At 63.9% G+C, this 25295-nt stretch carries 15 protein-coding genes and 2 pseudogenes; 5 read left to right on the top strand and 12 right to left on the bottom strand.

Translation table 11 applies throughout. From position 1 onward, the window contains the following. Positions 1-426: 426 nt before the first annotated feature. The 5 genes from U743_RS13995 to rluD form a co-directional block, all read right to left on the bottom strand. Positions 427-3048 (bottom strand): efflux RND transporter permease subunit, encoded by a 2622-nt coding sequence (locus U743_RS13995; protein ID WP_052368207.1) that lies wholly within the window; start codon positions 3046-3048, stop codon positions 427-429. Between the two features lie 60 nt (positions 3049-3108). Further along, a complete protein-coding gene (locus U743_RS14000) occupies positions 3109-4170 on the bottom strand; it encodes a WD40/YVTN/BNR-like repeat-containing protein (RefSeq protein WP_052368208.1) in 1062 nt (353 codons plus the stop codon). Between the two features lie 66 nt (positions 4171-4236). Beyond that, positions 4237-6564 carry a DUF1302 domain-containing protein gene (locus tag U743_RS14005; protein WP_084191570.1) on the bottom strand — a complete coding sequence of 776 codons (2328 nt, stop codon included), beginning with the start codon at positions 6562-6564 and terminating at the stop codon, positions 4237-4239. A 140-nt stretch (positions 6565-6704) separates the two neighbouring features. Further along, entirely contained in the window at positions 6705-7385 is a 681-nt protein-coding gene (gene pgeF / locus U743_RS14010; RefSeq protein ID WP_232226795.1) for a peptidoglycan editing factor PgeF, read from the bottom strand. Positions 7386-7443: 58 nt separating this feature from the next. Next, entirely contained in the window at positions 7444-8421 is a 978-nt protein-coding gene (rluD, locus tag U743_RS14015) for a 23S rRNA pseudouridine(1911/1915/1917) synthase RluD (protein WP_043769091.1), read from the bottom strand. A 15-nt stretch (positions 8422-8436) separates the two neighbouring features. On the opposite strand from rluD, the gene U743_RS18265 reads away from it, so the two are divergent. Then, positions 8437-9396 carry an outer membrane protein assembly factor BamD gene (locus U743_RS18265; RefSeq protein ID WP_052368209.1) on the top strand — a complete coding sequence of 320 codons (960 nt, stop codon included), beginning with the start codon at positions 8437-8439 and terminating at the stop codon, positions 9394-9396. Here U743_RS18265 and U743_RS14025 read toward each other — a convergent pair. The 3 genes from U743_RS14025 to sucC are packed head-to-tail and all read right to left on the bottom strand — an operon-like array spanning position 9381 to position 13067. Then, entirely contained in the window at positions 9381-10997 is a 1617-nt protein-coding gene (locus U743_RS14025) for an NAD+ synthase (RefSeq protein WP_043769092.1), read from the bottom strand. The two genes, U743_RS18265 and U743_RS14025, sit on opposite strands and share 16 nt — an antisense overlap. 25 nt (positions 10998-11022) lie before the next feature. Beyond that, positions 11023-11898: a succinate--CoA ligase subunit alpha gene (gene sucD / locus U743_RS14030; RefSeq protein ID WP_043769094.1), complete on the bottom strand. Its 876-nt coding sequence runs from the start codon at positions 11896-11898 to the stop codon at positions 11023-11025. 2 nt (positions 11899-11900) lie between these two features. Further along, on the bottom strand, positions 11901-13067 hold the full coding sequence (gene sucC, locus U743_RS14035) for an ADP-forming succinate--CoA ligase subunit beta (protein WP_043769096.1): 1167 nt from the start codon (positions 13065-13067) through the stop codon (positions 11901-11903). Between the two features lie 109 nt (positions 13068-13176). On the opposite strand from sucC, the gene U743_RS14040 reads away from it, so the two are divergent. The 3 genes and pseudogenes from U743_RS14040 (at position 13177) to U743_RS19790 (ending at position 16349) form a co-directional block, all read left to right on the top strand. Next, positions 13177-13389, top strand: coding sequence for a hypothetical protein (locus U743_RS14040; RefSeq protein ID WP_156966452.1), 213 nt, complete (start codon positions 13177-13179; stop codon positions 13387-13389). Next, positions 13376-14959, top strand: coding sequence for an ATP-binding protein (locus tag U743_RS14045; protein ID WP_043769099.1), 1584 nt, complete (start codon positions 13376-13378; stop codon positions 14957-14959). Before U743_RS14040 ends, U743_RS14045 begins: the two co-directional genes overlap by 14 nt. Further along, a pseudogene (locus tag U743_RS19790) lies at positions 14956-16349 on the top strand (sigma-54-dependent transcriptional regulator). The gene U743_RS14045 and the pseudogene U743_RS19790 overlap by 4 nt, the downstream one beginning before the upstream one ends. A 123-nt stretch (positions 16350-16472) precedes the next feature. On the opposite strand, the gene U743_RS14055 reads toward U743_RS19790, so the two are convergent. Both U743_RS14055 and U743_RS18270 read right to left on the bottom strand, forming a co-directional pair. Further along, entirely contained in the window at positions 16473-17111 is a 639-nt protein-coding gene (locus U743_RS14055) for a hypothetical protein (RefSeq protein ID WP_156966453.1), read from the bottom strand. 676 nt (positions 17112-17787) lie between these two features. Then, positions 17788-21798 (bottom strand): RHS repeat domain-containing protein, encoded by a 4011-nt coding sequence (locus U743_RS18270; protein WP_156966454.1) that lies wholly within the window; start codon positions 21796-21798, stop codon positions 17788-17790. Between the two features lie 143 nt (positions 21799-21941). Between U743_RS18270 and U743_RS14075 the strand changes: the two genes are divergently transcribed. Next, on the top strand, positions 21942-22973 hold the full coding sequence (locus tag U743_RS14075) for an IS30 family transposase (RefSeq protein ID WP_084191256.1): 1032 nt from the start codon (positions 21942-21944) through the stop codon (positions 22971-22973). Between the two features lie 297 nt (positions 22974-23270). Here the strand turns inward: U743_RS14075 and U743_RS19795 are convergent. Then, positions 23271-24254, bottom strand: a pseudogene (locus U743_RS19795) (FG-GAP repeat domain-containing protein); the annotation flags it as partial. 71 nt (positions 24255-24325) lie between these two features. After that, positions 24326-25294: an IS5 family transposase gene (locus U743_RS14080; protein ID WP_043770774.1), complete on the bottom strand. Its 969-nt coding sequence runs from the start codon at positions 25292-25294 to the stop codon at positions 24326-24328. Between the last annotated feature and the right edge of the window lies 1 nt (position 25295).

A 25295-nucleotide genomic window follows, 5' to 3' on the forward strand; every position in this document is an offset into this window, starting at 1 on the left:
GGTGGCGAACGTGTTGCCCGGCTGCGAATGCGGGCCGAACGTGCACGCGGGCTGGGGCGACGTAGGGGCACAGTGCCGCCAGAGAGCGTCAGCCTGACCTGGTGGCGCGGGATCTCCGCGCTACAGCCCCGAATCCGCTGAACGTCGCGGATACACCTAGATCCCGGTTTTCGTGACTATGCCGAACAAAAGGCACCCGCACCGGTCGCGCGCCAGCTGCCGATAACGCCGTCAATGTGAAGCGCGGAGCACGCGATCAGAACGGAGCAAGGACCTGCCTTGCAACGGCAATCTCGCCATAAAGGAAAAACATGCAAACAACCTCTAAGGAAGCGGCTACTCCAGACCGGAAACACGAAGAGGCGCCCGAGGGCGCCTCTTCGTTTGCTTAGTGGCCGGCACGGACGCCGGCCCGCGGCTTCTCGATCAACCTTCCAGCGGCACCTTGCCCTCTCGCTCGGCCTGCTCGGCTTCCTTGTTCAGCGGGAGCACGAAGCGGCACAGCGCCGGACAGAGGATGACCGCGCCCAGCATGTTCGCGGAGAACATGAAGACCAGCAGCAGGCCCATGTCCTTCTGGAACTGTAGGTCGGAGAACAGCCAGGTCGCCACGCCACCGGAGAGACAGACGCCGGTGAAGACGATCGCCTTGCCGGTCTGACGCAGCGTGGCCAGATAGGCGTTGCGCAGCGTCTTGCCGTTCTGCATGACCTCGCGCTGGATGACGTCGTAGATGTAGATGCCGTAGTCGACGCCGATACCAACCGCCAGGGCCACGACAGGCAATGTCGCCGTCTTGAGACCGATGCCGAAGACGGCCATCAGCGCATTGGCCAAGAAAGTGACCATCAGCAGCGGCGTCACCACCGCGATCACCGCCGCGGTCGTCTGGTAGGAGATCAACAGGAAGATCGTGATCGTGACGTAGACCCAGAAGATCGTCGCGAACTCGCGCTGGTGAACCACCTCATTGGTGGCGCCCATCACACCGACATTGCCGGATGCCAACGCGAAGTTCACCGGACAGGTCTTGTCGTACTCGGCGTGTGCCTGCTCAGCCTCTTCAATACGCTTCTGCTGCGCCTGGTAACGATCGGTTGCCTCCATGTCGACCTCGGACATTCCGGTCGCGCCCATCTCGACCTTCATCTGGACAAGCTGCTGCTCGCGACGACCGATCTCGCGGCGGGCCTCGGTACGGGCGTCACAGTACTCGGCGTCGACGTCGTGCTCGGCCACTTCGAAATAGGCCTCCGCATTCTGCTTATCGAAGGTCTCAACCGCCTGCAACACGCGGTCGATGGTGGTGGCCTTGTGATCCTCTGTGAAGATCAGCACGGCCATCGCGGAGCAGTCCGGATTCAGCAGACCGGAGGATGTCGGAACCGGCGTGATGGCCTGCACCATGGTGTAACGGTTGCGCGGCAGCACGCTGTACATAGGGTTGGCCTCAGAAAAGGCCGCGTTTACCTGTCGCGCGACCTGCGGCAGAGACACCGTCGACTGCACACCGTCGACGTTGCGCATATGCCAACCGAAGCGGTCGATTTGCTCCATGACGTCGTACTGGATGCAGGCCTCCGGATCGGTCTCTGCGATGACGCGCAGGATGTCGGTCCCCATCTCGAAGTTGTTCGCGATGGCGCGCGAATCCTGGTTGTAACGCGAATCCGGTCGCAGCTCGGGGACACCCGCGTCGGCGTCACCGATGATGCGGTCGCCCTGCAGATGCCAGGAGGCGCCGAGCACCACGGCAGCCAGCACCAGCAATGCCGCGGCGATGGGCGTCTGCGTTGTGATCGTCAGAGGCCGCCACAGCTTGTCGCTGGCCTCCATCTTCTTCTGACGCTTCTCGCCCCATTTCTCGGGGTTCTTCAGCGTGACGTACGACAGCCAGATCGGCAGCAGCACCTTGTTCGTGATGATGACGGCGAACATGCCAAAGGCGGCGTTCCACGACATCTCGCGCACGATGTCGATGGGCACGAACTGGATCGTCAGGAAGCCCGTCATGTCGGTGATCAACGCGATCGTGCCGGGGATGGCCAGACGCCGGAATGTCTCGACCGAGGCGTCGTAGCTGTTCATCCCCTTCAACACCTGGTCGGCCCAGGTGTTGGTGTACTGCACACCGTGCGAAGTACTCACCGCCAATATGAGGAATGGCACCAGAATGGCGAAGGGATCGAGCCCGAAGCCGAAGCTGTGCAGCAGCCCGAACTCCCAGATCACGGCGATGATGGAGGCGACCAGCGAGATCGTGGCCAGCATGCCGCTGCCGGTGTACCACCAGAGCGCCAGCGCGGTGCCGAACAGCGCGAGCAGGAAGAAGCCGATGACTTCCATGGTCGCGTCGGTGACGTTGCCGACCACCTTCGCGAAACCGATGATGTGGACATCGATGTCCTCATCCTCGTACTTCGTCCGGATTTCCTCAAGAGAATCGGCAACCTCGGAATAGTTCAGCTTCTCGCCGGTGACCGGATCCGTCTCGATCAGCTCGGCGTAGATCATCGCGCCGGACTGGTCCTCGGTGGTGTAACGGCCGACGATGCCAGCACGTGCAACATTGTTGCGCACGGTCTGGAACATCTCTTCGGTCGGCTGATAATCCGCCGGAATAACGTTGCCGCCCTGGAAACCGCCCTCAACGACTTCCAGGTAACGCACATCGGGAGTGAACAGCGAGGACACCCGGGATCGGTCGACCCCCTCCAGGAAGAAAACCTCGTCCGTCACCTCCTTCAGGGTGCCGAGGAACTTCTCGTTATATATGTCCTTCTCGCCATTCTGAATGAGGGCAACGAGCACCTGGTTAGCGCCGCCAAACTGCTGCTCGTACTGCTTGTACACCTCCATGTAGGGGTGCTCGAGCGGGATCGACTTGTCGAAGCCCGCATCCGGACGGACCTGCGCGGTCTGGTACCCGAAGAAAGCCGTCATCAAGAGCAGCACAATGCCGATCAGGACACGGGGGCCATAGATGATGGGGACGAGAAAGTTGAGGATCTTCTCGGTGGTGGGGTTGCCCTGCGATTCGGCGGCCATGTTCCGGGATCCCTTCTAGACTGTTTATGCGGTTACAGGTGGAGGTGCGCTGACCGTCGCTCAGCGCAGGTCGATGTGCTCGATGCCGCCTTCGCCGACCAGCAGCAGATCGCGTTCAGGGCCGAGCTGTGCGCCGGCGAGCGGGCTCTCGCTTTCGGTGCGACGCGCGTCGCGCAGCGTGCCATCACTGTCGAGCCGTACGACCTGCCCGTTGAGGCCGACCAGCGCGAAGCCGCCCGCCTCGAGGGCGACGCCACCGAAGAAGGAATTGGTCGTGCCGGTGGCCACCGGCTCCCAGCCGGCACCGGTAAGTTCCACGCCGCCGGTACCGAGTACGGGATCGAAATCCGGATCGATGTCGGGGACCAGCATCAGATTGCGGGAAATGAAGGCGTTACCGCGCAGCCCGTATATGAGCGCGCCGCCGCCGTCGAGCGGCAGGGCTCCGAAGAGCGAGCTGGAATAAGGCGGCTGGAGCCGTCGCCATTCGCTGTCGAGATCGTCGGCTACCGCCAGCAACCCGTACTCGCCCACGATCATCAGGCGCCCGTCGGTCAGCCGGATGATGTCGTTGAGATGAAATTCGTCGCCGCGAACCGCCGGCGCCTCCAGCTCGGACCAGCTCTGGCCACCGTCGCTCGTGTGATAGGCGAGCCCGTAGGCGCCAATCGCCACGCCGCGCTGCAAGTCGAAGAAGAGCACGTCGTGGAAGGGCTCCTCCAGTTCCGGCTCGAAGTTTTGTATCTGCCAGTTTTCGCCGCCGTCGGTGGTGTGGAGGATGACGGCGTCGTGGCCGACCGCCCAACCGTTCTGCGAGTCGACAAAGTGCACGGAGGTCAGCGCCGCACGCACGGGCACATTCACCTGCACCCAGTCGCGCCCCGCCTCGGAAACGAGAACATGGCCACGGTCACCGACGGCCAGATAGCGCTCACCGGTCCAGGTGATATCGAGTGCCAGATCCTTATCGGCTCTCGGCATGATTTCGGCCGGATAGGGCTGTGGCGGCAGAGCGTCGTAATCAACCTTGCCGCCCGCCTGCGCGTGCGCAGCGCTCACCCCCGCCATCAGCAGAACGGGACCGAGGAGCCGCACCAGCGGCCCGGAGAATGCTCCTGTCATGTCTCCACCTGTATGGGCCGGCTCAGGGCCGACCGCTTGTCGGAATAGTGCGAACAGCTCCCCGGATTAGAACTGATAACCGAGGAAGAACTGGATGTTGTCGCGATCACGTTGGAGGTCGCGCTTACCGCCACCAGTGAACCAAGTGTAGCGCAGCGACCCCTGAAACGCGTTCAGGAAATCGAAGGAGGTACCGGCAATGATCTGGCGCCGCCCCTCGATGAAGTTGCCGCCGATGCCGGGCGTCGTGCCGTGCACGTCATGGAAGAACGCCGCAAGGAAGCTGACGTTGGCACCGAAGAGCAAATTGTTGTAAGTCGGCCGGATGACGGCGCGATAGCCGTAGGAAAGATCCGTGCCGAAGGTGCTGCGATCGCTGATGGCGGTCGGGTTCTGGCGGCCACGGCGCTGGAAGTTGTCCGGATTGTCCGGGTCACCCGGCTCCGTGCCACGCAGATCGGGCGGCTGGATGCCGCGAGTGCCGTCGGCGCCGTGCGAGATATGCGTATCGGCCTGCCCGCCGTTGAACTGAAGCTCGTCCAGCCCCGGCATGTCGATGACGTGCTGCAAGCCCACCTCAAGCAGCAGAACGACCTGAGACGCCCCGAAGGGATTCTGGCTGCCGCCGAGGAAGCGGATGAAATTCAGATTGAGCTGCCCTGTCTTCAACTCCTCGTAGCCGCGAATGTACTGATTCGGCTCGATCGTCTCGCCGCGATACTGGGAGATGAAGTCCGGAACCGCAGTGCGCCGCCCCGGCAGGGTGGCGATGCCGACGTTGTAGTCCTCTTCCGGAAAGGCGGGCTGCAACGCCGCGAAGACGAGATCGGTGGAATGGATCTGCGTCGGCAGATTCGGACGGTAGGCGTACTCGCCGGAGAAGGCCGTGCCGCCGATGTTGGTGTTGAAGGACAGGCCGTAGAGCTGGATGTCCTCCGGATACTCCAGGAAAACGCGGGCGGTATCCAGCGGCAAACCCTCGCGCCCAGCCGGCTGGAAGTCACCCGCGCCGGTCGCAGCCGCAAGATTACCCAGCGGCACCTGACAGGACGCCACCAGACTGGCGATATTGGTCAGGGGCGCGGTCGGCAGCCCGCCCAGCGGCGAACTCGCCAGACCATCGAGGATCCCGGCGACGAGTTGGTCGTCCGCCGGCTGCCCCACACAAGTTGCGTCCGCGGCACGCGCGCTCACCACTGGGAAACGGTTGTGGTAGTTCGCAAAATAGAGGCCGACCTCGGTACCGCCGACGAAGTCCGGGAAGAACTGCCGCAGCGCAACGCCGTACTGGCCGCCGTCGTCCGGCTCGCGACGATTCTCTTCCTCGTAGTCGCGCAGCGCGGCACGCGAGGAGGTGGAACCCAGGATTGCGGCCGGGTCTTCCGGGTTGCGATAGGGCTCATAGAGCTGCATCGGATCTTCCGGCGCCTTGCCGAAGGCGAGCATGGCCACTTCACCGCCGTCGCCTACGATGTCGCTCTGCGAGAAGAAGCTACCCACCGGATCGGTGACGACCGGGCGAAACTCGTACTGGTAGAAGGCCTCCAGCGACAGATCTCCGAACAGCCGCGTCTGCGCCTTCACCATTCCCTGCGGGCGCAGCAGCTCGGCGATGTCGAAGCCGGGCACGCGCAGCAGCGCCTGATTGGGCGGGTTGATGAAATTCAGGCTGTTCGACACCAGGAAGGCCGACTCGCCCCAGTTAATGACCTGGCGACCGACGGTCAGCGTCAGCTGGCGGTCACCGATGAAGGGCAGATTGGTCTTGACGAAGCCGTCGAGAATCTGAGAACTGGCGCCGAGGCGGCTACGCGCGGCGCTGGACAGCGCGCGCCTGGGCGGCAAGTGCGTCGTGTCCGGATTGGTCTCGTCGAAGTCGACGTAGTTCTCGTCGAAGAGGAAGAGCGTGCGCGCAAAGAAATCGAAGTCGATGCCGCCGACATTCAGATTGAAGCTGATGTCCGACTGCAGCTTGGCGGCAGCGCTGACGATGTCGTACTGGTCGAAGTTGGTGTTGCCGTTGTCGGCGTTGGGACCAAAGGAGCCCGGCTCCTGCACGTAACGTTGGTTGGCGTCGCCAAACTGGGGATCATCCTGCGTCGAATTGCAGGTATCCCCCATGAAACTGCGGCCCGGCCCGTCGAAATCGCCCGACACCCGCTCGACGCAGATGCCCGGATTCAGCGTCGACTTGCTGACCAGTGACGGATCGCGCTTCTGCATGCGCCAAGCGGCACCCGCTGTGAACAGGTTCTGGAAGGAGATCGTGGTGATGTCCCCCACCGGAACCTGGATTGCCCCTGCGGACGTGCTGATCAGGCACCCCGCGACCCCCGAAACGAGCAGCGCGCTCCGAAGCGCACGCACGCCATAACCCCCGATGCTTGCAGACATTCTTGCTCCGAACTCTGTGAGCCGATCGCTGCGCTTCCATCGCGGCGTCACGGCGTGGTCTGTTGTCTCTCGTCGCACACTCTTCCCTTGCGAAGGGTTGTAGCAGATGGCTACACAGCACCGCAAGGCAACAACGACGCTCAGCCCGCGTCGCGCCGGCGCCAGATCAAGGCAGCCATGCGCCCGCAACGGCCGTCCCGGCGATGCGAGAAGAAGCGCTGCGCATCGGCGGCCGTGCACAGGCCGCTGTCATGCACGGCGACGCCGTGCGCGCCCAGACGCCGGGCAGCGATCGCAGCCAGGTCCGCGTGCCATTGACCATCCCCTGCTTCGCGGAACGCGAAGACGGCATCCGGAAAGGCTGCCAATACATCCTCGCGCACGAGAAAATGCGCCGGACCGATGCGCGGCCCGAGCCAGGCCAGCCAATCCTGGGAAGCGCCGGGTACCGCCGCCAGCGCCGTCTCCAGCACACCCGCGGCCAGGCCGCGCCATCCGGCGTGCACCGCAGCGACCGCGCCGCCGTCGCGACGCGCGAGCAGCACCGGCATGCAATCGGCGGCGAGCACTGCACACACCGCGCCGGCCGCGCTCCAGCCGCCGTCGGCTTCGGGCGGTGAGCCGCCCGCCGGCATCTCGTCGAGGGCCACGATGCGCCGGCCGTGTACCTGCCGGAGCCAGGAGGGCTCGCCGGGCAGCGCGGCCGCGCGCCGCAGGCGCTCGCGATTGTCCTTTACAGCGGCCGGGTCATCCTCGGTCAGCGCTCCCAGGTTCAGGCGCGCAAAGGGTCCCTGGCTGACACCGCCGACACGCGTGCTCATGCAGGCCTGAACGGCCTGTGGCGCCGACCAATCCGGCCGGATGAGCTCAATGCCAGGGTCAGTCCCCACGGTCGGGAGAGTCGTGCTTGAGCTGCGCCAGCAGCGCTGCCAGATCAGACGGCAAAGGTGCCTCGAAGGCCATGACAGCATCGCTAGTCGGATGCTTCAGCTGCAGGCGGCGCGCGTGCAGGGCCTGGCGAGGAAAGGCGGTGAGCGCCTCGCGCAGCGTTTCGGGAATGCCGCGGCCGTGGCCGCGCCGCCCGCCGTAGCTGTCGTCGCCGATGATGGGATGCTTGATGTGCTGCATGTGCACGCGAATCTGATGGGTGCGGCCGGTTTCCAGCGTCACGCGCAGATGGGTGTGCCAGCCGAAACGGGCGTGGACGCGGTAGTGCGTGACGGCCTCGCGCCCACCGCGCGTCACGGCCATCTTCAGCCGCGAGCGCGGGTCGCGGCCGATGGGCGCGTCGACGCGCCCACCCGATACCAGTCGCCCCCAGACCAGCGCGTCATACTCGCGGCCAATGTCGCGCGCCTGCAGCATGCGCACGAGCGCGGTGTGCGCCGTCGGCGTGCGCGCCACCACCAGCACGCCGCTGGTCAGCTTGTCGAGGCGGTGAACGATGCCGGCGCGCGGCAACGCCGCAAGGTCCGGAAAGCGATGTAGCAGCGCGTTCTGCAGCGTGCCGTCCGGCGCGCCGGCGCCGGGGTGCACGGTCAGCCCGGCCGGCTTGTCCAGCACGATGATGTCGTCGTCGGCGTGCAGCACATCGAAGGCGATGTCCTGCGGCTGCATGGCTGCGGCCTCCGGCACCGCCAGCTGCGCGCTGATGCAGAGCCGATCACCGGCCGCCACGGCGTCGCGCGGGCGGACGGCGGCCTGCCCGTTACAGGTGAGTGCGCCCTCTTCGATCCAGCCGCGCAAGCGCGCCCGCGAGTGGTCGGGGAACAGACGCGCCGCCACGGCGTCCAAGCGCTTACCGGCCAGTGCCTCAGGCACCTCGGCTTCCTCCGATATACTGCGGGATTGCTCCATCAAAGCGGCGCCATTATGAAGTTCTCGACCCTGCTACGGAGTGCCCGCGGCTGCATCTCCTTATTGTGCATCAGCCTGGCGCTCGTCGGTTGCGCCAGCGACGGCAACACGCCGCCCAGCGTCACCGACAACCCCTTCCGCGAAGACGACCGGCTCAGCCAGCGCGAACTGCGCATGGAAGCCGACGAGATCTATCGCGACGCTCGCTCGCGCCTCGACAGTGGCGACTACATGGGCGCACAGGAGCGCTACGACCGCCTGCGCAGCCGCTACCCCTTCTCGGATTTCGCCACGCAGGCGCAGTTGGAGAGCATCTTCACGCTCTATCGCAGCTTCCAGCCCGAGCAGGCGCTGGCCGCGGCGGATCGCTTCATGCGGGAACACCCGCGGCACGAGGCGATTCCCTACGTGCTCTATCTGCGCGGCATGATCAATTTCGAGCGCAACAAGAGCTTCTTCGACGGCTCCGAGCTGGTGGACACCACCAAGCGCGATGTCGGCCCGCTGCGGCGCGCCTTCGACGACTTCTCGCAGCTGATCGGGCGCTTTCCGGACAGCGAATACGCCGCCGACGCGCGCCAGCGCATGGTCTATCTGCGCAACCGCATCGCGCAGAACGAGATGCACGTCGTGCGCTACTACTTCGACCGCGGCGCCTGGCTGGCCGCGGCGCGGCGCGCCGAGGACATCGTCGCCACCTATCCGGGCGCTCCGGCAGCGCTGGACGCCATCGAGATGCTGACACGCTCCTACGCCGAACTGGGCCTGCGCGAGCAGGCGGAGAAGGCGCGCGAGCTGCTCGCGCGAGTCGAGCCCGTGCGCGCCGAACGCGTGCCGGTCGAGCCCAGCCGTCCCTGGTGGCACTGGCTGTGGCCCTTCGGCGGCGAAACACAGGAACTCCAGGAAGATCCCAGCGAACGCGCGCGTGCTCCGCAGGCGCTGCCCGCCGATGCGGCGGATCAGAGCGCGTCGTAGCTCGCGGTAATCGGAAAGCGCCGGTCGCGCCCGAAGGCCACCGGCGTCACCTTCGGACCGGGCGGCGCCTGCCGGCGCTTGTACTCGGCACCGCGCACCAGGCGCGTGACGCGCTGTACGATCTCGACCTCGAAGCCGGCCGCGACGATGGCGTCCGGCGCCAGCTGCTCCTCCACGTAGAGCCGCAGGATCTCGTCGAGCACCGCATAAGGTGGCAATGAATCCTCGTCGATCTGGTCAGCGCGCAGCTCGGCGCTGGGTGGGCGCTCGATGACGCGTTCGGGGATGACCTCCTCCGCACGGTTGCGCCAGCGCGCCAGCCGCCAGACGTCGCACTTGTAGACATCCTTGAGCGGCGCGAAGCCGCCGCACATATCGCCGTAGAGGGTGGCATAGCCCACTGCCATCTCCGACTTGTTGCCGGTGGTGAGCACCACCTTGCCGAACTTGTTGGACAGCGCCATCAGCAGCGTGCCGCGAATGCGCGACTGCAGGTTTTCCTCGGTGACATCGGGCGAGCGGCCGGCGAAGCTCTCGGCCAGCATGCCGCTGTAAGCCTCGAAGGCGGGCTCCACCGGTATCACCTCGTGGCTGCAGCCCGTGCGGCGCGCCTGCTCGGCGGCATCGCTGTTCGACATATCCGCCGTATAGCGCGACGGCATGGCCACCGTGTGGACGCGCTCCGCACCCAGCGCGTCCACCGCCAGCGCCGCCACCACCGAGGAGTCGATGCCACCGGACAGGCCGATGATCACGCCCGGGAAGCCGTTGCCGTCGACGTAGTCTCGTACCGCGCGCACCAGTCCGCGCCAGAGCACCGCGATGCGCTCCTCGCCTTCCCAGATGAGGCCACTCAGCCGACGGCCGTCGAAATCCAGCGCATAAAGATCGTCGACAAAGGCCGGCGCCTGGAAGCCGGCACGGCCATCGCCGTCGACCGAGCGCGACGCGCCATCAAAGAGCAGGTCGTCCTGGCCACCCACCAGATTGGCGTAGAGCAGCGGCAAACACGTCTCGCGTGCACGGGCGTGCAGGATCTCGCCGCGCTGCTGCGCCTTGCCGCCCGTGAAGGGTGAGGCATTGATGCTGACGATCAGCTCGGCGCCATCGGCCTTGGCCTGCGCCGCCGGCCCCGGAACCCAGAGATCCTCGCAGACCAGCAGGCCGATGCGGTGCCCGCCGCAGTCGAAACAGAGCGTGTGCTCGCCCGGCGTGAAGTGCCGCTTCTCGTCGAAGACTCCGTAATTGGGTAGCGCCTGCTTGTAAGTCCGCCCGATGCATTCCCCGTCGCGCAGAACGCTGGCGGCGTTGCGGCAGCTGCCGTCGGCCTCGAAATGCGGGTGACCGAGCACGATGCTGATGCCCTGCGCTTCCGCCGAGATGCGCTCCAGCGCCGGAGGCACCCGCGCCGGCAAACCGCTGCGCAGCAGCAGGTCATCGGGCGGATAGCCCACCAGCGCCAGCTCAGGGAAGACGACGAGCTGCGCGCCGAGCGCATCGCGCGCGCGCGCAGCCTCGGCAATAATGATTCCGGCGTTGCCGTCGACATCGCCCACCCGGAAGGGGCGTTGCGCGACGGCGATACGCAGCGGCTCGCTCATCGGCGGATGCGCTGCGGCGCTTTCTTCAGACGCCCAGCTCCTTGGCGATGGCGCTGCCAAGGTCGGCCGGGGAACGTACGGTGGCCACGCCCGCGGCTTCAAGCGCGGCGAACTTGTCGTCGGCTGTGCCCTTGCCGCCGGATACGATGGCGCCGGCGTGGCCCATGCGCTTGCCGGGCGGCGCGGTAACGCCGGCGATGTAGGCGACCACGGGCTTGCTCATCTCGGACTTGATGTACTCGGCCGCTTCTTCCTCGGAGGTGCCACCGATCTCGCCGACCATGATGACGGCCTCGGTCTGCGGGTCCTTCTCGAACAGCGCCAGGCACTCGATGAAGCCCATGCCGCGCACCGGATCGCCACCGATGCCGACGCAGGTGGACTGACCCAGCCCCTTCTGCGTCGTCTGCCAGACGGCCTCGTAGGTCAGCGTGCCCGAGCGCGAGACGATGCCGACGCGGCCCTGCTGGTGGATATGACCGGGCATGATGCCGATCTTGCAGCTGTCCGGCGTGATGATGCCGGGGCAGTTCGGCCCGATGAGCACCGTATCCGGGTAGGCCTTCAGCGCCGCCTTGACACGCACCATGTCGAGCACCGGGATGCCCTCGGTGATGCAGACGATGATTTTCACGCCAGCGTCGGCGGCTTCCAGGATGGCGTCGGCCGCGCCCGCGGCGGGCACATAGATCATGGAGGCCTCGGCGCCGGTCTCACGCACCGCATCGTGCACGGTGTTGAACACCGGCTTGTCGAGATGCGTGCCGCCGCCCTTGCCGGGGCTGACGCCGCCGACCAGATTGGTGCCGTAGCTAAGCGCCTGCTCGGAATGGAAGGTGCCCTGCTTGCCGGTGAAGCCCTGGCAGATGACCTTGGTCTTGCTGTCTACGAGAATGCTCACGGCTAGCCTTCCTTCTTCGCGAGGGCGACGACCGTCTGCGCCGCCTCGGTGAGATCGTCCACCGGGGTGATCTTGAGCCCGCTGTTACGCAGCAGCTCCTGCCCCTTCTCCATGTTCGTGCCCTGCAGGCGCGCCACCACCGGCACCTTCAGGCCGACCTGCTTCACAGCCTCGATGATGCCCTCGGCGATGAGGTCGCAGCGGACGATACCGCCGAAGATGTTGACCAGAATCGCCTGCACATCCGAGGAGCTGGTGATCAGCTTGAAAGCATTGGTCACGCGCTCGGCCGTCGCACCGCCGCCGACGTCCAGGAAGTTCGCCGGCGCACCGCCGTGTACCTGGATGATGTCCATGGTCGCCATGGCCAGACCGGCACCATTGACCATGCAGCCGATGTTGCCGTCCAGCGGCACGTAGTTCAGATCGTGCTGCAGGGCGATGCGCTCGCGCTCGTCCTCCTGGCTGGGATCGCGCATGGCGGCGATGTCCTTGTGCCGATAGAGCGCGTTGTCATCGAAGTTGAGCTTGGCGTCGAGGGCGCGCAGATCACCGCCGTCGGTGACGATCAAGGGGTTGATCTCGACCAGGCTGGCGTCCTGTTCGATGAACATGCGGTAGAGCCCGTCCATGATGCGCGTCAGCTGGCCGACCTGATCCTTGTCCAGCCCGAGGAAGAAGCCGAGCTCGCGTGCCTGGTAGGGCATCAGGCCGGCGGCCGGGTCGACCTGCACCGAGCGGATGCGCTCGGGGGTCTTGTCAGCGACCTCCTCGATGTCCATGCCGCCATCGGGCGAGGCCATGAAGACGACCCGCTCGGTGCCGCGATCGACCAGCGCCGACAGATACAGCTCGCGGGCGATGTCGGAGGGCTGCTCCACCCAGACGCTGCCGATCGGCAAGCCGTCGGCGCCGGTCTGCGGCGTGACCAGCCGCTCGCCGAGCATCGCCTGCGCGGCGTCGGAAGCGGCCTCGGGGTCGTCGACCAGCTTGACGCCGCCGGCCTTGCCACGCCCCCCGGCGTGCACCTGGGCCTTAACGACAACGCGGCCGCCAAGTTCCTTGGCGGCCGCGCGTACGGCATTGGGTTGATCAGCGAGCTTGCCCTTGGGCACCGGAACGCCGTAGCGCTCGAAAAGCTCCTTGGCCTGGTATTCGTGCAGATTCATGCGGATTCCCTGGTTCTGTGATGCACCGCGCCTCGCGCGGCATCTGCGGATTTTCACGACAATCACGCAGCGCGCACAATACCCGAATTATCTTCAGCCTTCCCTCGTCATGCTCCGTCTTGCGCTGTTCCTGATCATCGGTTATCTCATTTACCGTGGCGTCCGCTCACTAATCCCGCAGCGGGAGCCCGTGCGCGACGAGCGCGCCGAGGGGGTCACCGATCTGCGTGCCTGCAGCGGCTGCGGCACCTTCGTCGAGCGCAACCAGCTCGACGAAAGCCTGCGCTGCCGCGCCTGCCGAAGCACCGATGGCAGCGACTGAGCGCAGCGCAGACGACTGGCGCATCCTGCGCGCGCTGTGCGGCTACCGGCTCGTGCTCGCGCCGGTGCTGGCCGCGGTCTTCTTCAGCGGACTGGCGCCGGATTTCGTCGGCCTGCGGCAACCGGCCCTGTTCCAGGCGATGACCTACGCCTGGTTCGCGGCGGGCAGTCTGCTGATGATCGGCTACGTCGCACGCCAGCCCGCCTTCGAGCATCAGCTGAGCCTGCATCTGGCCTCGGATCTCGCTGCGGTGGGCGGACTTCTGGTGGCGAGCCACGGCATCAGCGGCGGCCTGGGCATGCTGCTGCTGGTGCCAACCCTCGGCTACGCCATGCTGGTGAAGCCGCGGCTGGCGGCACTATCGGCGGCGCTGGGCACGCTGACCCTCTTCGGCACCGAGCTGTGGCGGCAGTACCCGCAGGACTGGAATGCGGCCACCCTCAGTCAGGCCGGCGCCCTGGGTGCGGTGCTCTTCGTCGTAGCCATCGCCGCCAGCACCGTGTCGGTCCGCGCGCGGCGCAGCGAAGTGCGCGCCGCGCAGGCCGGCTCGGCGCTGTCCGATCTGTCGCGCATCAACGACACCATCGTCACCACGATGCGCTCGGGCGTACTTGTCGTCGACGAGGCCCTGCGCATCCGCACGCTCAATGACGCCGCGCGCGCGCTGCTGCCCGCGCCCGGGCCGCTCATGGGGCAGGACCTGCGCCAGCTCGCACCGACGCTGGCGGCCGATCTCACTCGCTGGCGCAGTGGGCAGTCCCCGGCAACGCCACTACGCGTCGGCGATCGTGAGCTGATGCTGCGCTACACCGCGCTGGGCCGCGCCGACGACGCGCCGGTGCTGATATTGCTGGAGGACGCCCGCCGCGCCCGCGACGAAGCGCAGCGGCTGAAGCTCGCCGCCCTCGGCCGGCTGTCGGCCTCCATCGCGCACGAAATCCGCAACCCGCTGTCGGCCATTACACAGGCCACGCAGTTGCTCGAAGCCAGCCGCGACAGCGAGGAGGCGGCATCGCTGCGCAACGTCATCGAGCGGCACACGACCCGCATCGACGGTATCGTCCGCGACGTGCTGGAGATCGGGCGCGGTCAGGCACCCGAGCCCGACAGCCGTCCGTTGCGCGAACTGCTGCAGCGCGCTCAGCGTCATTTCCAGGAAGGGGACAGCGACAGCGCCCGACGCATCCGGCTGGACATGGATATCGACTATCTCGACGACAGCACGCTGGTGCACTTCGACGGCGAGCACTTCTGCCGCATCCTGCACAACATCTGGCGCAACAGCGTGCAGCACGGGGCGCGCAGCATCCGCGTGCGCGCCCAGCCCGCCGGCGGCCAGGTGCTGCTGCACCTGCACGACGACGGCCCCGGCGTCGCCGCCGGCATGGCCGAGCAGATCTTCGAGCCCTTCTTCACCACGACCACCCTGGGCACCGGCCTCGGCCTCTATCTGGCGCGCACGCTCTGCGAAGCCAACGGCGCCCAGCTCAGCCTGCAGGGCGAAGGGAGCGGCAGCGGCGCCCACTTCGTCATGCACATCCCCGCCTCCACGCGGGGTGTCGCCGCATGAGCCGGGCCAAGGTGCTGGTCGTCGACGACGAGCAGGACATCCGCGAGCTTCTGGGCGTGGCGCTGGGCCGCATGGAGCTCGAGGCCATCACCGCTGAGACCCTCGCCCAGGCGCAGACCAGACTGGGCGAGCAGACTTTCGCGCTCTGCCTTACCGACATGCGGCTACCGGACGGCAACGGCATCAGCCTGGTCGAGCACATCCAGCGCCACCATCCGCACCTGCCTGTAGCCGTCATCACCGCCTACGGCAACGCCCAGGCCGCGGTCGACAGCCTCAAGGCAGGGGCCTTCGACTTCGTCAGCAAGCCGCTGCAGCTGGAGCAATTGCGCAAGCTGGTCCTCGAGGCGCTGCGCCTGCCCGGCGACACCCCGGCCGCAGGCGGCGACAACAGCGAGCTGCTGGGCGAAGCGCCAGTGATGCAGGAGCTGCGCGCGCTCATCGCACGCGTCGCGCGCAGCCAGGCGCCACTGCACATCAGCGGTGAATCCGGCGCCGGCAAGGAGCGCGTCGCCCGCCTCGTGCACCAGCAGAGCAGCCGCGGCGACGGCCCCTTCATGCCAGTCAACTGCGGCGCCATCCCGGCCGAACTCATGGAAAGCGAGCTCTTCGGCCACGTCCGCGGCGCATTCACCGGTGCGACCCGCGACAACCCCGGCCTCTTCCGGCAGGCCGAGGGCGGCACCCTCTTCCTCGACGAGATCGCCGAGCTGCCGCTGACCATGCAGGTCAAGCTGCTGCGCGCGCTGCAGGAGCGGGTCGTGCGGCCGGTGGGCGCCGGCGAAGAGGTGCCGGTCAACGTCCGCATCATCTCCGCCACCAATGTCGACCTCGGCCAGCGCGTCGCCGACGGCCGCTTCCGCCAGGATCTCTACTACCGTCTCAACGTCGTCGCCGTGCACACGCCGGCGCTGCGCGACCACGCCGACGACATCCCGCTGCTTGCCGAGCGCATCCTCGACGATATCGCGCGTCGTCACGACGTCAGCCGCCCACCGCATATCGAGCCCGAGGCCATGCAGAAGCTGATGACGCACGACTTCCCCGGCAACGTGCGCGAGTTGGAGAACATCCTCGAGCGCGCCGTCACCCTCTGCGAAGGCGAGCACATCACCACAGCCGACCTGCAGCTGACACCCACGGCCCCCCCGCACCCAGCCCCGCGCCGAGCGCGGCAGAGCCGGCGCCTGCCGCCCCGCCAGCGGCTCCGGACAGCACCCCGGCAGCCGACAACGGCCAGTCCCTGGAAGCCCGCATGCAGGCCCTCGAGCGCCAGGCCATCGTCGATGCGCTGGAAGCCACCCGCTGGAACCGCACCCGCGCCGCCGAAAAGCTCGGCCTGAGCTTCCGTCAGCTGCGCTACAAGATCCGCAAGCTGGGGATCGAGTAGCCCGTCACCGGCAACATTGATGCGTGTGCAGACGCGGCTCGCATCGGTCACTGTAGCGCGCAGAGCCATAGCGCTTGTTACAGCTCAGCACGCGTTATCAGCCTGATACGCCGCTATTATCATTTATTCACCCGGCTCCGCGTAACGTATAAAAACCTTGCCGGTGGGGGAAAACGGCACCGCAAACTGGTGCGTACCGCTCGTAACGTAGACATCCCCCACAAAGTTCCCGCTATCGGTTCTGCTAAAAGCGAACGCTTGATCAAAGCGTTCAGGCTCGGTGTGCACCACCATATAGGCGGACTCCTTCGGGATATCCATGAATGCGACGCCTCCACCTTCCAGGTCGGTCAGCCACCCGGCGTGATCCGTTTCCGGCATCGCGACCTTTGTAGATTTCACCGAAAAATCTTCCGCTAGAAACGTGATCACTGGAAGAAACATGGCTGACGCCGGAATCATGCCCCCCATGCCGCCGGGAACGAACATGCTCTTAACGCGTATTCTTCTTCCCCGCGCAGCCGCCGGTATCCGAAAAGCCGAGAAAAACGACTTGCCGTACGAAAACGCATAAGCCGGGCTCCCCTCACCCAGCTCAAAGGTAACTCCGCTCCCAGCGAAATCCTCGTACTCGAAACCTCTGTAAGAGTTACAGCAGGACTCAGCGGCCTCATATTCTGCATACGAGCGCTCGAGGAAGTTCTCTCGTTGTTCTTGCCATATCGTTGCGCACCCACCAGACATAAACGCAACCAGCAGCACCCAACATCTCATCTGTTATCCCATTCTTGGCGCGACAGCTATCGATCTAGATAGCGCTATGCCATAGCACATAGGCTTCGTCGCGTTTGATATGTAAAGCACGCCGGGCTTTGCTAATGCTTGGCCAATGCGACGCCCCGCCACTTTCGACGGAGACCAAAAAGTGGAGCTACTACGCGGCAACGGCCAACTGCTCGGCAAATAGTGACGTTTTGCTCTCATAGATCCCTTGCCTCATCAAGGGCAATAAGGTCGATGCCTCTATTTCTGGGTAAGCCAGATTTTACATAACCCGGACACTCACGCTTAGTATGCGCGGTAGCATCCGTTCCCTTCAGAAGTAGCGGATACCACTCGAAGGTGCCCCGCTTCTGTCGGCGTCAGCTCCAGAAACACATCACAGACGCGGACACCGTCCTCGACCTTATAGCTTTTATAAGCACCGTACACATGTAGCAAATTGCCATTATCGAGCTCCTTTACTTCATCGGGGTGGCGCCCATGAAGAAACCGACCTGGGCAACAGCTCAGCTCCTCAATAGTTTGACCAACAGTCAGACGGAGGTCTTCTTTGAATACCGCTTGCATTCTATACATCGGCAACGGACATCCGACGAGAATGGCCGCAAGTAAAAGACCGACCACCAGGAAATACGACTTATTATTCATAGCGGCATCAAGGTCGCGTGTGCGTAATGTATTGCCAAGCCTCGGGACTCGACTCCCAGCCCCGAAAGAGGGCACCTGGTACAGCTGCTGCGCTTACGCCGTACGCGGGCAGCATGGTTCCTGCGTTAGATAAACTAGGATTCACGTTGAGCCACGTATCGTGGAGATGACTGGTGGCCTTTCCAAACGGCAGCGCGTAATTTACGGTTCTGCCTACAAGGCCGCCCTGCTTCAACCAATTCCTAGGATGTAACCAAGAACCATCGAGGTTCGTATTGAACCCTGAGACGTCGTACTGAGGGCCGGGAGGCCTACCTGATGCATCCGGTCGGTAGCTGCAGCAGTTTCCGGCTTCGTCGGTATAGCCTTTGCGACCAGGAGCTATATCAGCGTCATACCCCACTGTCCGCTTGAAGTAGTCAGCGGCGGCCACCGACGTTGCAAGAAACGCAGCGGAACTAGCACCATTCGCAAACTTTCCACCCCCAAGTTCCGCAACAGTACCGCCTACTACTGCAGCCGCAGCAACCTGACCGGCCGGGCCGGTTCCCAGCCGCTGCGCAGCTGAGGACAGCCTCGGCCCTAGTGTTATTGCGGCACCCGCACTCAGGAAACCTCTCTGGAACTTCCCGCCCAGCGCACTCGCGCGCGCACCACCGACGATACCGTGCGACACGACATGCAGGACCCGTTTGCCGAGTCGGCCGCCGACCGCGGCGGGCTTGAGCGCAGCAAAACCTTTACCAATCCCGAAGGTCGCTGCTCCGGCTGCCGCTCCGATCAGCGCCGCTTCGAAATCGCCACCGCTGGCAACGAAGCCGGCGGCGAAACCTCCTGCCGCGGCCCAGCCGGCCGCCACCCAGGCGCTGCTGGCCCCCGCCGCAGCGCCACCAGTTACCACGGTAATCGCCACCGCCGTGAGCGGTCGCCAATTGTCCTCGAGAAAGTCCCAGGCACCGCCTAACGCATCGCCTACTCCATCGAAAACGTCACCGAGGGAGAAAAAGCCGCTGGGATCGACATAGCGCATCGGGTTATTCAGAACATAGCTGTACCGGTTGTAGGCCTGCGTATTGCCTGGAAATTGCACATGCGGGTCGGCCCCAAGAAAGCGGCCAAGCTCCGGGTCGTAGACCCGACCGTTCATGTGGATCAGCCCGACGTCGTGCAGATGCTCGTGCCCCGTATAGCCGCGCGTGGTTTCGAAGCTCATGCCGCCTGGCAGGTCCCCGTCCCAACTCGCCGGACGCGGCATGCCGAAAGCGTCGAAGCTGAGATTCTGGAGAATCTGGCCCTGCTCGCCAGTGAGCACGTCGACGCTTCCTTGATAGTCACGCAGCAGATAGCGCGTATTCGTGACGTTGCCAAAGGCGTTCGTATCGACGATGGCTGCTACACCTTCAGGTGTATCGATGAAGTGCTTCTGGACGTTGCTTAGCAGCCGTTTGTGGACTTCGTAGTGAGCACCATAGTAGTCCGTCGTCAACCCACCCGCGCGCTGCCGAATCCGCTGGCGCTCGGGTCCGTAATGCATTCTCACGGTGGTCAGTCCCTGCCGAATGCGGTCAGGCAGGTCGAAGGACGTATACCGGTAGGTGCGCTCGCCGTCGTCCACCACGTTGCCGTTCGCGTCGTAGCTGTAGCTCTGTCCATCGACGGCACTGACGGCATGGGGTCGAGAGTTGGTGTAGCTGTAGCTCTTCCCTGATTTGCTCCGAATGTTGCCCCAGGCGTCGTAGTCGATTGCCATCGTGGTGGCGGCACCCCCGACGCCCGGTACGCCATGGAGCTGAACACGTTCCAGACGGTCGAGCTGGTCGTAGTCGAAGGTCTCGCGAAGGTTGTTCTGGTTGAGGTCAACCCGCTCCGTCAGATTGCCGACCGGATCCCAGCTATAGCTAAGTCGCTGGGCCTGAGAGCCACCCTGCAAACCGCTGAAGACGTCTCGCACGTGTCCTCGCGCCACATCGCGGCCGACGTACCGCTCGATCCCGTTACCGTAGCGTGTTTCGCTAATACCCCACTTGTCCCATTGCTGGGCTCGCCAGTAGGTCACGTCTGTCGTGGGACTGGATACTTCGTCCAGCGCACCGTACTCGTTGTAGTGGTTCGTCTTGACGAAGCCGGAGGGAAACTCGGTGTCTACCAAGCGCCCATAGCTGTCGTACTCGTAAGTCGTGCTGCGGAATCCAGCAAGTCCGATGCGGACGCTCTCCTCCGCGACGAGGCCACTTGGGTGATAGCTGTACCTGCGATCATAGCGTGGACCACCGGCCAGCAGCCCTCGTGGGCGGTAGGACACTTCGCTTGGCGCACCAATACGATCTTCGTCATACACCCAGGTGGTGACGGCATCATCTTCTTCGCGCCGAATCTCGCGGCCGATGGCGTCGTATTCGATGGTCGTCGTCTGGCCGCGTGCATCGGTCTGACTGACAAGTTCGTCGAAGACGTTGTACTGATAGCTCCATTCGCCCTTGTCGGGATCGTCCATCACAACTTTTCGGCCGCGCACGTCGTAGTCCATCGTGATCACGACATCGGATTCCGCCGGTGCCGACTTGACCGTTCGCACGAGATTCTCGAAGCCATCATATTGATGCGTAACGGTGGTGCCCTCGGCGTCTTGGACTCGCTTCAGGCCACCCAGCGCGTTCTTCCAGCGCGTGGTCCGGTGTCCGCGTTGATCCGTTTCGACAAGCCGGAGACCATCGTATTCATAGGCTTTCTCGCAGGTAGCAGCGCCGTTATCCCCGCACGGCGATGTCTCCGCAATAACCCGCCCCATCGCGTCACGGAAGTACCGCGTCCAGAAGGCAGGAGCTCCATCCGCAACGCGGAACGGCTTGCTAACCCGTCGGACTTCTCCGGTTTCAGTGTATTCAGTCTGGACGGCGATCCAGTCCCCGCCACCATTGCGCGTCTTTCGCACGACCTCTCGCTCGCGTTGGTCGTAGACCACAAGCTGGGCATCTCCAGTACTTGTCGTTGTACGAACATAGTGACTCCACACACCATCCTCCGGAGCGCAGACCGCTTGATCGTTGACGCACCACCCTCTCTCTGTATGCTCCGTCACAGATAGGCCCGGGGCGCTTTCAGTACGCGACACCTCACGACCGAAGTCATCGTAGGTGAAGCTTGTTTGGTCTCCGTTCGGGTCGGTGGCCACCAGCGGTTGGGCGAACCTCGGCTCGAATGAACGCGTTGCACAATGGCCGAGCGCGTTGCAGGACTCCGTTTCGACACGACCGAAATGCGGAGCGGAGAGCTCGAATGAGGCCGTGCTGACTCGGTCTTCGACATCCGGTCCGCTGCGGCGCGTCTGTGTGATGTTGCCGATCGAGTCCCGCTGATAATCCGTTCTGAACTCCCGCGAAGTGCCGGGCTGAACAGTCTCTGCCGAGAGCAGCCCTGTTACCGTGTTGTACTCGAATGTAGAGACACGGGTGGTGGGCGTCAGGCCGGGGGCGGAGCGTGTCACTTCGCTGCGAGTCAAACGGCCGAGATGCCACTGTGAAAGATCATTCTCATATTGATGAATGGATTCCGTCGTATAAGCCGGGGAACCAAAACTTCCTTCGTAAACGGTTCTTTCGCTGTATGTCAAATTACCGTAGAAGGCTCCGGCGGGCTCACCGTATTCGTTGACCTCGTTTGTGATGCGATAAATCTCCCCACCATCGAGTGTGCGCTCGTACTTGGTGCGCGAGGCCATATACGGGAAAATCGCATCGGGGGATGCTTCATAGCTAGTTCTCAACCCATATGAATAGATCTCCAATTCGACCTGACTCTCCCCAATGAACACCCCTGAAGATACAGGCATCCCCGTCAATGGAAAATATTGGGCATACTCGGTCAGCTCCGTAGTATTCGTTGATTCATCGTAAACAGAGCGGGTCTCCGGCCCCAAAAGCCCTCTTCCGGTAAGGTCTGCTCGGAAATCGGTGTATGAGTATTTCACTTCGCGCATTTCGGTACTCTGCGCAATCTCGAAGACGCGATGCGCGCTCACCACTTGTGTGCCTCCGCATAAGACACGCGTGGGGTATCCGCCGCATACAGCGCTTGCTTCGTAGACATCCGGATCGGACAAGGTGCTGCTTAGACTCAATAACCAAGTGCAACACCCACCTCTGATGCAGATACGGTGTTGCGATGACAAGAAGAAGCTACCGCCATCTCTCGGCGGAGGAACGGGCGGCGATCATGCTCTTGGCTGAGCAGAAGGTTACGACGCGAGAGATCAGCCGGCGGTTGGGGCGCTCGCCGTCGACGATATCGCGCGAGTGTCGGCGCAATGCGTTGGCCGGCAAGGCGTACGACGCCACGGCAGCGAGTGCGGCCTACCGGCAGCGACGACATCGTTGCGGGCGGCATCGGAAGCTGCAACCCGGCATGCCGCTGTGGCAGTACGTCCACGACCGCCTGATCTATTTCGCCTGGTCGCCGGAGCAGATCGCCTGCAGACTGGAACGCATGTTTCCCGACGAATCTGACTGGCAGATCAGCCACGAGACCATTTACGCGGCCATCTACGCGCACCCCAAGGGGGCGCTGAAGAAGGCCATGGTCGAGGCGCTGCGCCAGCACAAGCCGCAGCGCGGCCAGAAACGGCGTACCGCCGCCGGCAAAGGCGGCATGGTGGTGCCGGACGATCTGCGCATCGTTCATCGCCCCGAGGATGTGACGCAGCGCAAACTGCCGGGCCATTGGGAAGGCGATTTCATCAAGGGCGCCTACAACCGCTCGGCTGTCGGCACCGTGGTCGAACGCAAGACGCGCTTCGTCGTGCTCTGCAAGATGGCCGACTGCAGCGCCGATGCGGCGCTGGAGAGCTTTACCCGTCAGATGAAGAAGGTCCCCGCCTTCATGCGCGAGAGCTTCACCTACGACCGGGGCAGCGAGATGGCGCGTCATGACGAGCTCGCCCGACGCCTGAAGCTCGACATCTGGTTCGCCGACCCGTACGCGCCTTGGCAGCGTGGCAGCAACGAAAACATCAACGGCCTGCTGCGCCAATTCCTGCCCAAGGGCGCCGACCTTTCCTCGGTCAGCCAGACCCAGCTCAACGACATCGCCCGCCTGCTCAACGGGCGACCACGCAAAACCCTGGACTGGCAAACGCCTGAAGAAGTCATGGCCCACGAAATGGCGAAATTTCACGAAAGCGTTGCACTTGATTCTTGAGACCAGCCTGTAGTGGATCTGGATAAGAGAACTCATCCCGTTTACGATGTCGGATACGCGCCCCGGCAACCCATCTCCGCGTCGCACCAGCGACAACCTCGCACCCGATCCGTCTATCCGCGTAAACGCAAGATCGGATTGTGCATTACCACTCATATCTAGCGCGTGAACGATGGTCGATGCGTTATTGCTTCCGACCTGTCGTTCCGACCCCTCAATCAGCGTACCGTCCGGACGGCCATGGATGACCCAACTGTGCGTGACACTGCCAACCGTTCGGTAGAGCACCACGTCACCAAGCCCATCTCCGTTGATGTCGCCCGCGCTTATACGTCGCTCCCCGGCCACGCCAATCGTGCCTGAATCGGGGGCAATGGTGCTGTGCGTCGGGGCGGCGAAACTACCATCGCCCCGCCCAAGGAATACGCTTCCTATGTTGCTGGCTCCGCCTTCCCGGAAGGAGACAAGGTCGACATTCCGGTCTCCGTTGATATCGGTGAGAGCGAAATCTCGCAAGGCCGTTCCGCCTTGGGAACTATTTGGAATACTCCCTGTGAATGCAACCTCAAATATTTCCCCACCATCATCGTAACCGCTGGCGCCCTGATTAAGGTACGCACTTACGTAGAACCCTGAAGATCCGTCATAACCGGCTTCAATATAGTCCGCCAACCCGTCGCCATTGATATCGAGCAAATACGCCTTTGTATCGTCCGGGGTCACAGGTGGAGCAAAAGGCGGACGATAAAGGGATCCGACACTAGATTCAAAGCCGCCATCACCATCGCTGATAAGCGCTAGATAGGACTGATTGTAGGCAAACACGATATCCCGCCTTCCGTCTCCATCAATATCTGCGGAGAACTCGCGCGCATTGACCACAGTTAAGTCTGTCGGCAAATTGTCGATGTTTGTCACTCGCCGAGAGGAAAATCCGTCGTCGCCATCAGCGAGATAAGTGCGTACTTCGATGCCGCCACCGCTGATGCGCGCTACTGCGACATCTGTTCGCCCATCTCCGGAATAATCCGCCGCAAGTGCGCGCCAGTTACTCGAATTCCATACCGTAGAATCCAGCACAAAATTGCTAAGAATAGGCGCCTCCCCGCCTGCGCGCCCCTCGAATATACGGACGCTCGCGTAAGAACCATCGAGCCGCACCGCGTACACATCGTTAACACCGTCAGCATTCCGATCCCCTGGAAACTGGTAGTAGGCGCCGTTAGGGAATGTCTGATCAAAGTCGGATGAGTGACCGCGAAGACATTGCAGGCTGCACACCGGGTGAAATGAAGGCTGTTTCGGGGGCTTCAGCCTCTGCAGAAGCCCGATTTCGTTGTCATTGGACGCACCTATCCTGCCGCCAGCAGCTGTCTTCGGGCCGCCACGAGGTTGGCCATGGCAAACAGGCTGTGCAGGTGCGCGGTGTTCTTGGTCAGGCCGCGATAGCGGACCTTGGTGTAGCCGAACTGGCATTTGACAATCCGAAACGGATGCTCGACCCGGGCTCTCAGAGACGCCAGACGTCGGTTGGCGGCGCGCTGCCATTCCAGCAGCGCCTTGCCGGCACTACGCACGTAAGGCGTGACGATGCGCGGTCCACTATCGGGCGCCGGGGCATCCAGGCTGCGGCCCGTGCGTCGATAGCCGGCATCGCCCAGCACGATGCGTTCTTCGCCGTGCAGCAGGGCTTCGGTCTGGGTGATGTCGGCGACTTTGGCCGTTGTGCCGATAACGGTGTGCACGAGGCCACTGTGGGCATCGGCGCCGATATGCGCCTTGCAGCCGAAGTACCACTGGTTGCCCTTGCGCGTCTGACTCATGTCGGGATCCCGCGTACCGCTCTGGTTCTTCGTCGAGCTGGGCGCGTGGATCAGCGTGGCGTCCACCAGCGTGCCTTCGCGCAGCATCAGGCCCCGCTCGCGCAGGTGGGCATTGACCTCGGCAAAGATCTGCTCGGCCAGCCCGTGCCGCTCCAACAGCCGCCGGAACTGCAGGATCGTGCTCTCGTCAGGCACCGCCTCATCCGTCAGCGTGATGCCGGCAAAGCGGCGCATGGCATCGGAGTCGTAAAGCGCCTCTTCGGCGCCTGGATCCGACAGCCCGTAGAACTGCTGCAGGCAGTAGATGCGCAGCTTGGTGGCCAGCGACAGCGGCCGGCGCCCCGGCTTGCCCGCCTTGGGCTTCGGGTAGTGCGGCGCAATCAACGCCTCCAGGCGCGACCACGGAATAACCGCATCCATCTCCGCCAGAAACTTCTCGCGGCGCGTCACCTTCTTCTTGTGCGCCTGCTCAAGATCCGCGAACGTCCGCTGCTTCATC

This window comes from Algiphilus aromaticivorans DG1253, from assembly GCF_000733765.1.
GTDB classification, from domain to species: Bacteria; Pseudomonadota; Gammaproteobacteria; order Nevskiales; family Nevskiaceae; genus Algiphilus; species Algiphilus aromaticivorans.

Bases quoted from the DNA above. Each gene is read 5' to 3' on its own strand.
- U743_RS14005 (WP_084191570.1), bottom strand. From the start codon at position 6,564: ATGTCTGCAAGCATCGGGGGTTATGGCGTGCGTGCGCTTCGGAGCGCG.
- sucC (WP_043769096.1), bottom strand. From the start codon at position 13,067: ATGAATCTGCACGAATACCAGGCCAAGGAGCTTTTCGAGCGCTACGGC.
- U743_RS14040 (WP_156966452.1), top strand. From the start codon at position 13,177: ATGCTCCGTCTTGCGCTGTTCCTGATCATCGGTTATCTCATTTACCGT.
- rluD (WP_043769091.1), bottom strand. From the start codon at position 8,421: ATGGAGCAATCCCGCAGTATATCGGAGGAAGCCGAGGTGCCTGAGGCA.
- U743_RS18265 (WP_052368209.1), top strand. From the start codon at position 8,437: ATGAAGTTCTCGACCCTGCTACGGAGTGCCCGCGGCTGCATCTCCTTA.
- U743_RS14080 (WP_043770774.1), bottom strand. From the start codon at position 25,294: ATGAAGCAGCGGACGTTCGCGGATCTTGAGCAGGCGCACAAGAAGAAG.
- U743_RS14045 (WP_043769099.1), top strand. From the start codon at position 13,376: ATGGCAGCGACTGAGCGCAGCGCAGACGACTGGCGCATCCTGCGCGCG.
- pgeF (WP_232226795.1), bottom strand. From the start codon at position 7,385: ATGAGCACGCGTGTCGGCGGTGTCAGCCAGGGACCCTTTGCGCGCCTG.
- U743_RS13995 (WP_052368207.1), bottom strand. From the start codon at position 3,048: ATGGCCGCCGAATCGCAGGGCAACCCCACCACCGAGAAGATCCTCAAC.
- U743_RS14075 (WP_084191256.1), top strand. From the start codon at position 21,942: ATGACAAGAAGAAGCTACCGCCATCTCTCGGCGGAGGAACGGGCGGCG.
- U743_RS14025 (WP_043769092.1), bottom strand. From the start codon at position 10,997: ATGAGCGAGCCGCTGCGTATCGCCGTCGCGCAACGCCCCTTCCGGGTG.
- U743_RS14000 (WP_052368208.1), bottom strand. From the start codon at position 4,170: ATGACAGGAGCATTCTCCGGGCCGCTGGTGCGGCTCCTCGGTCCCGTT.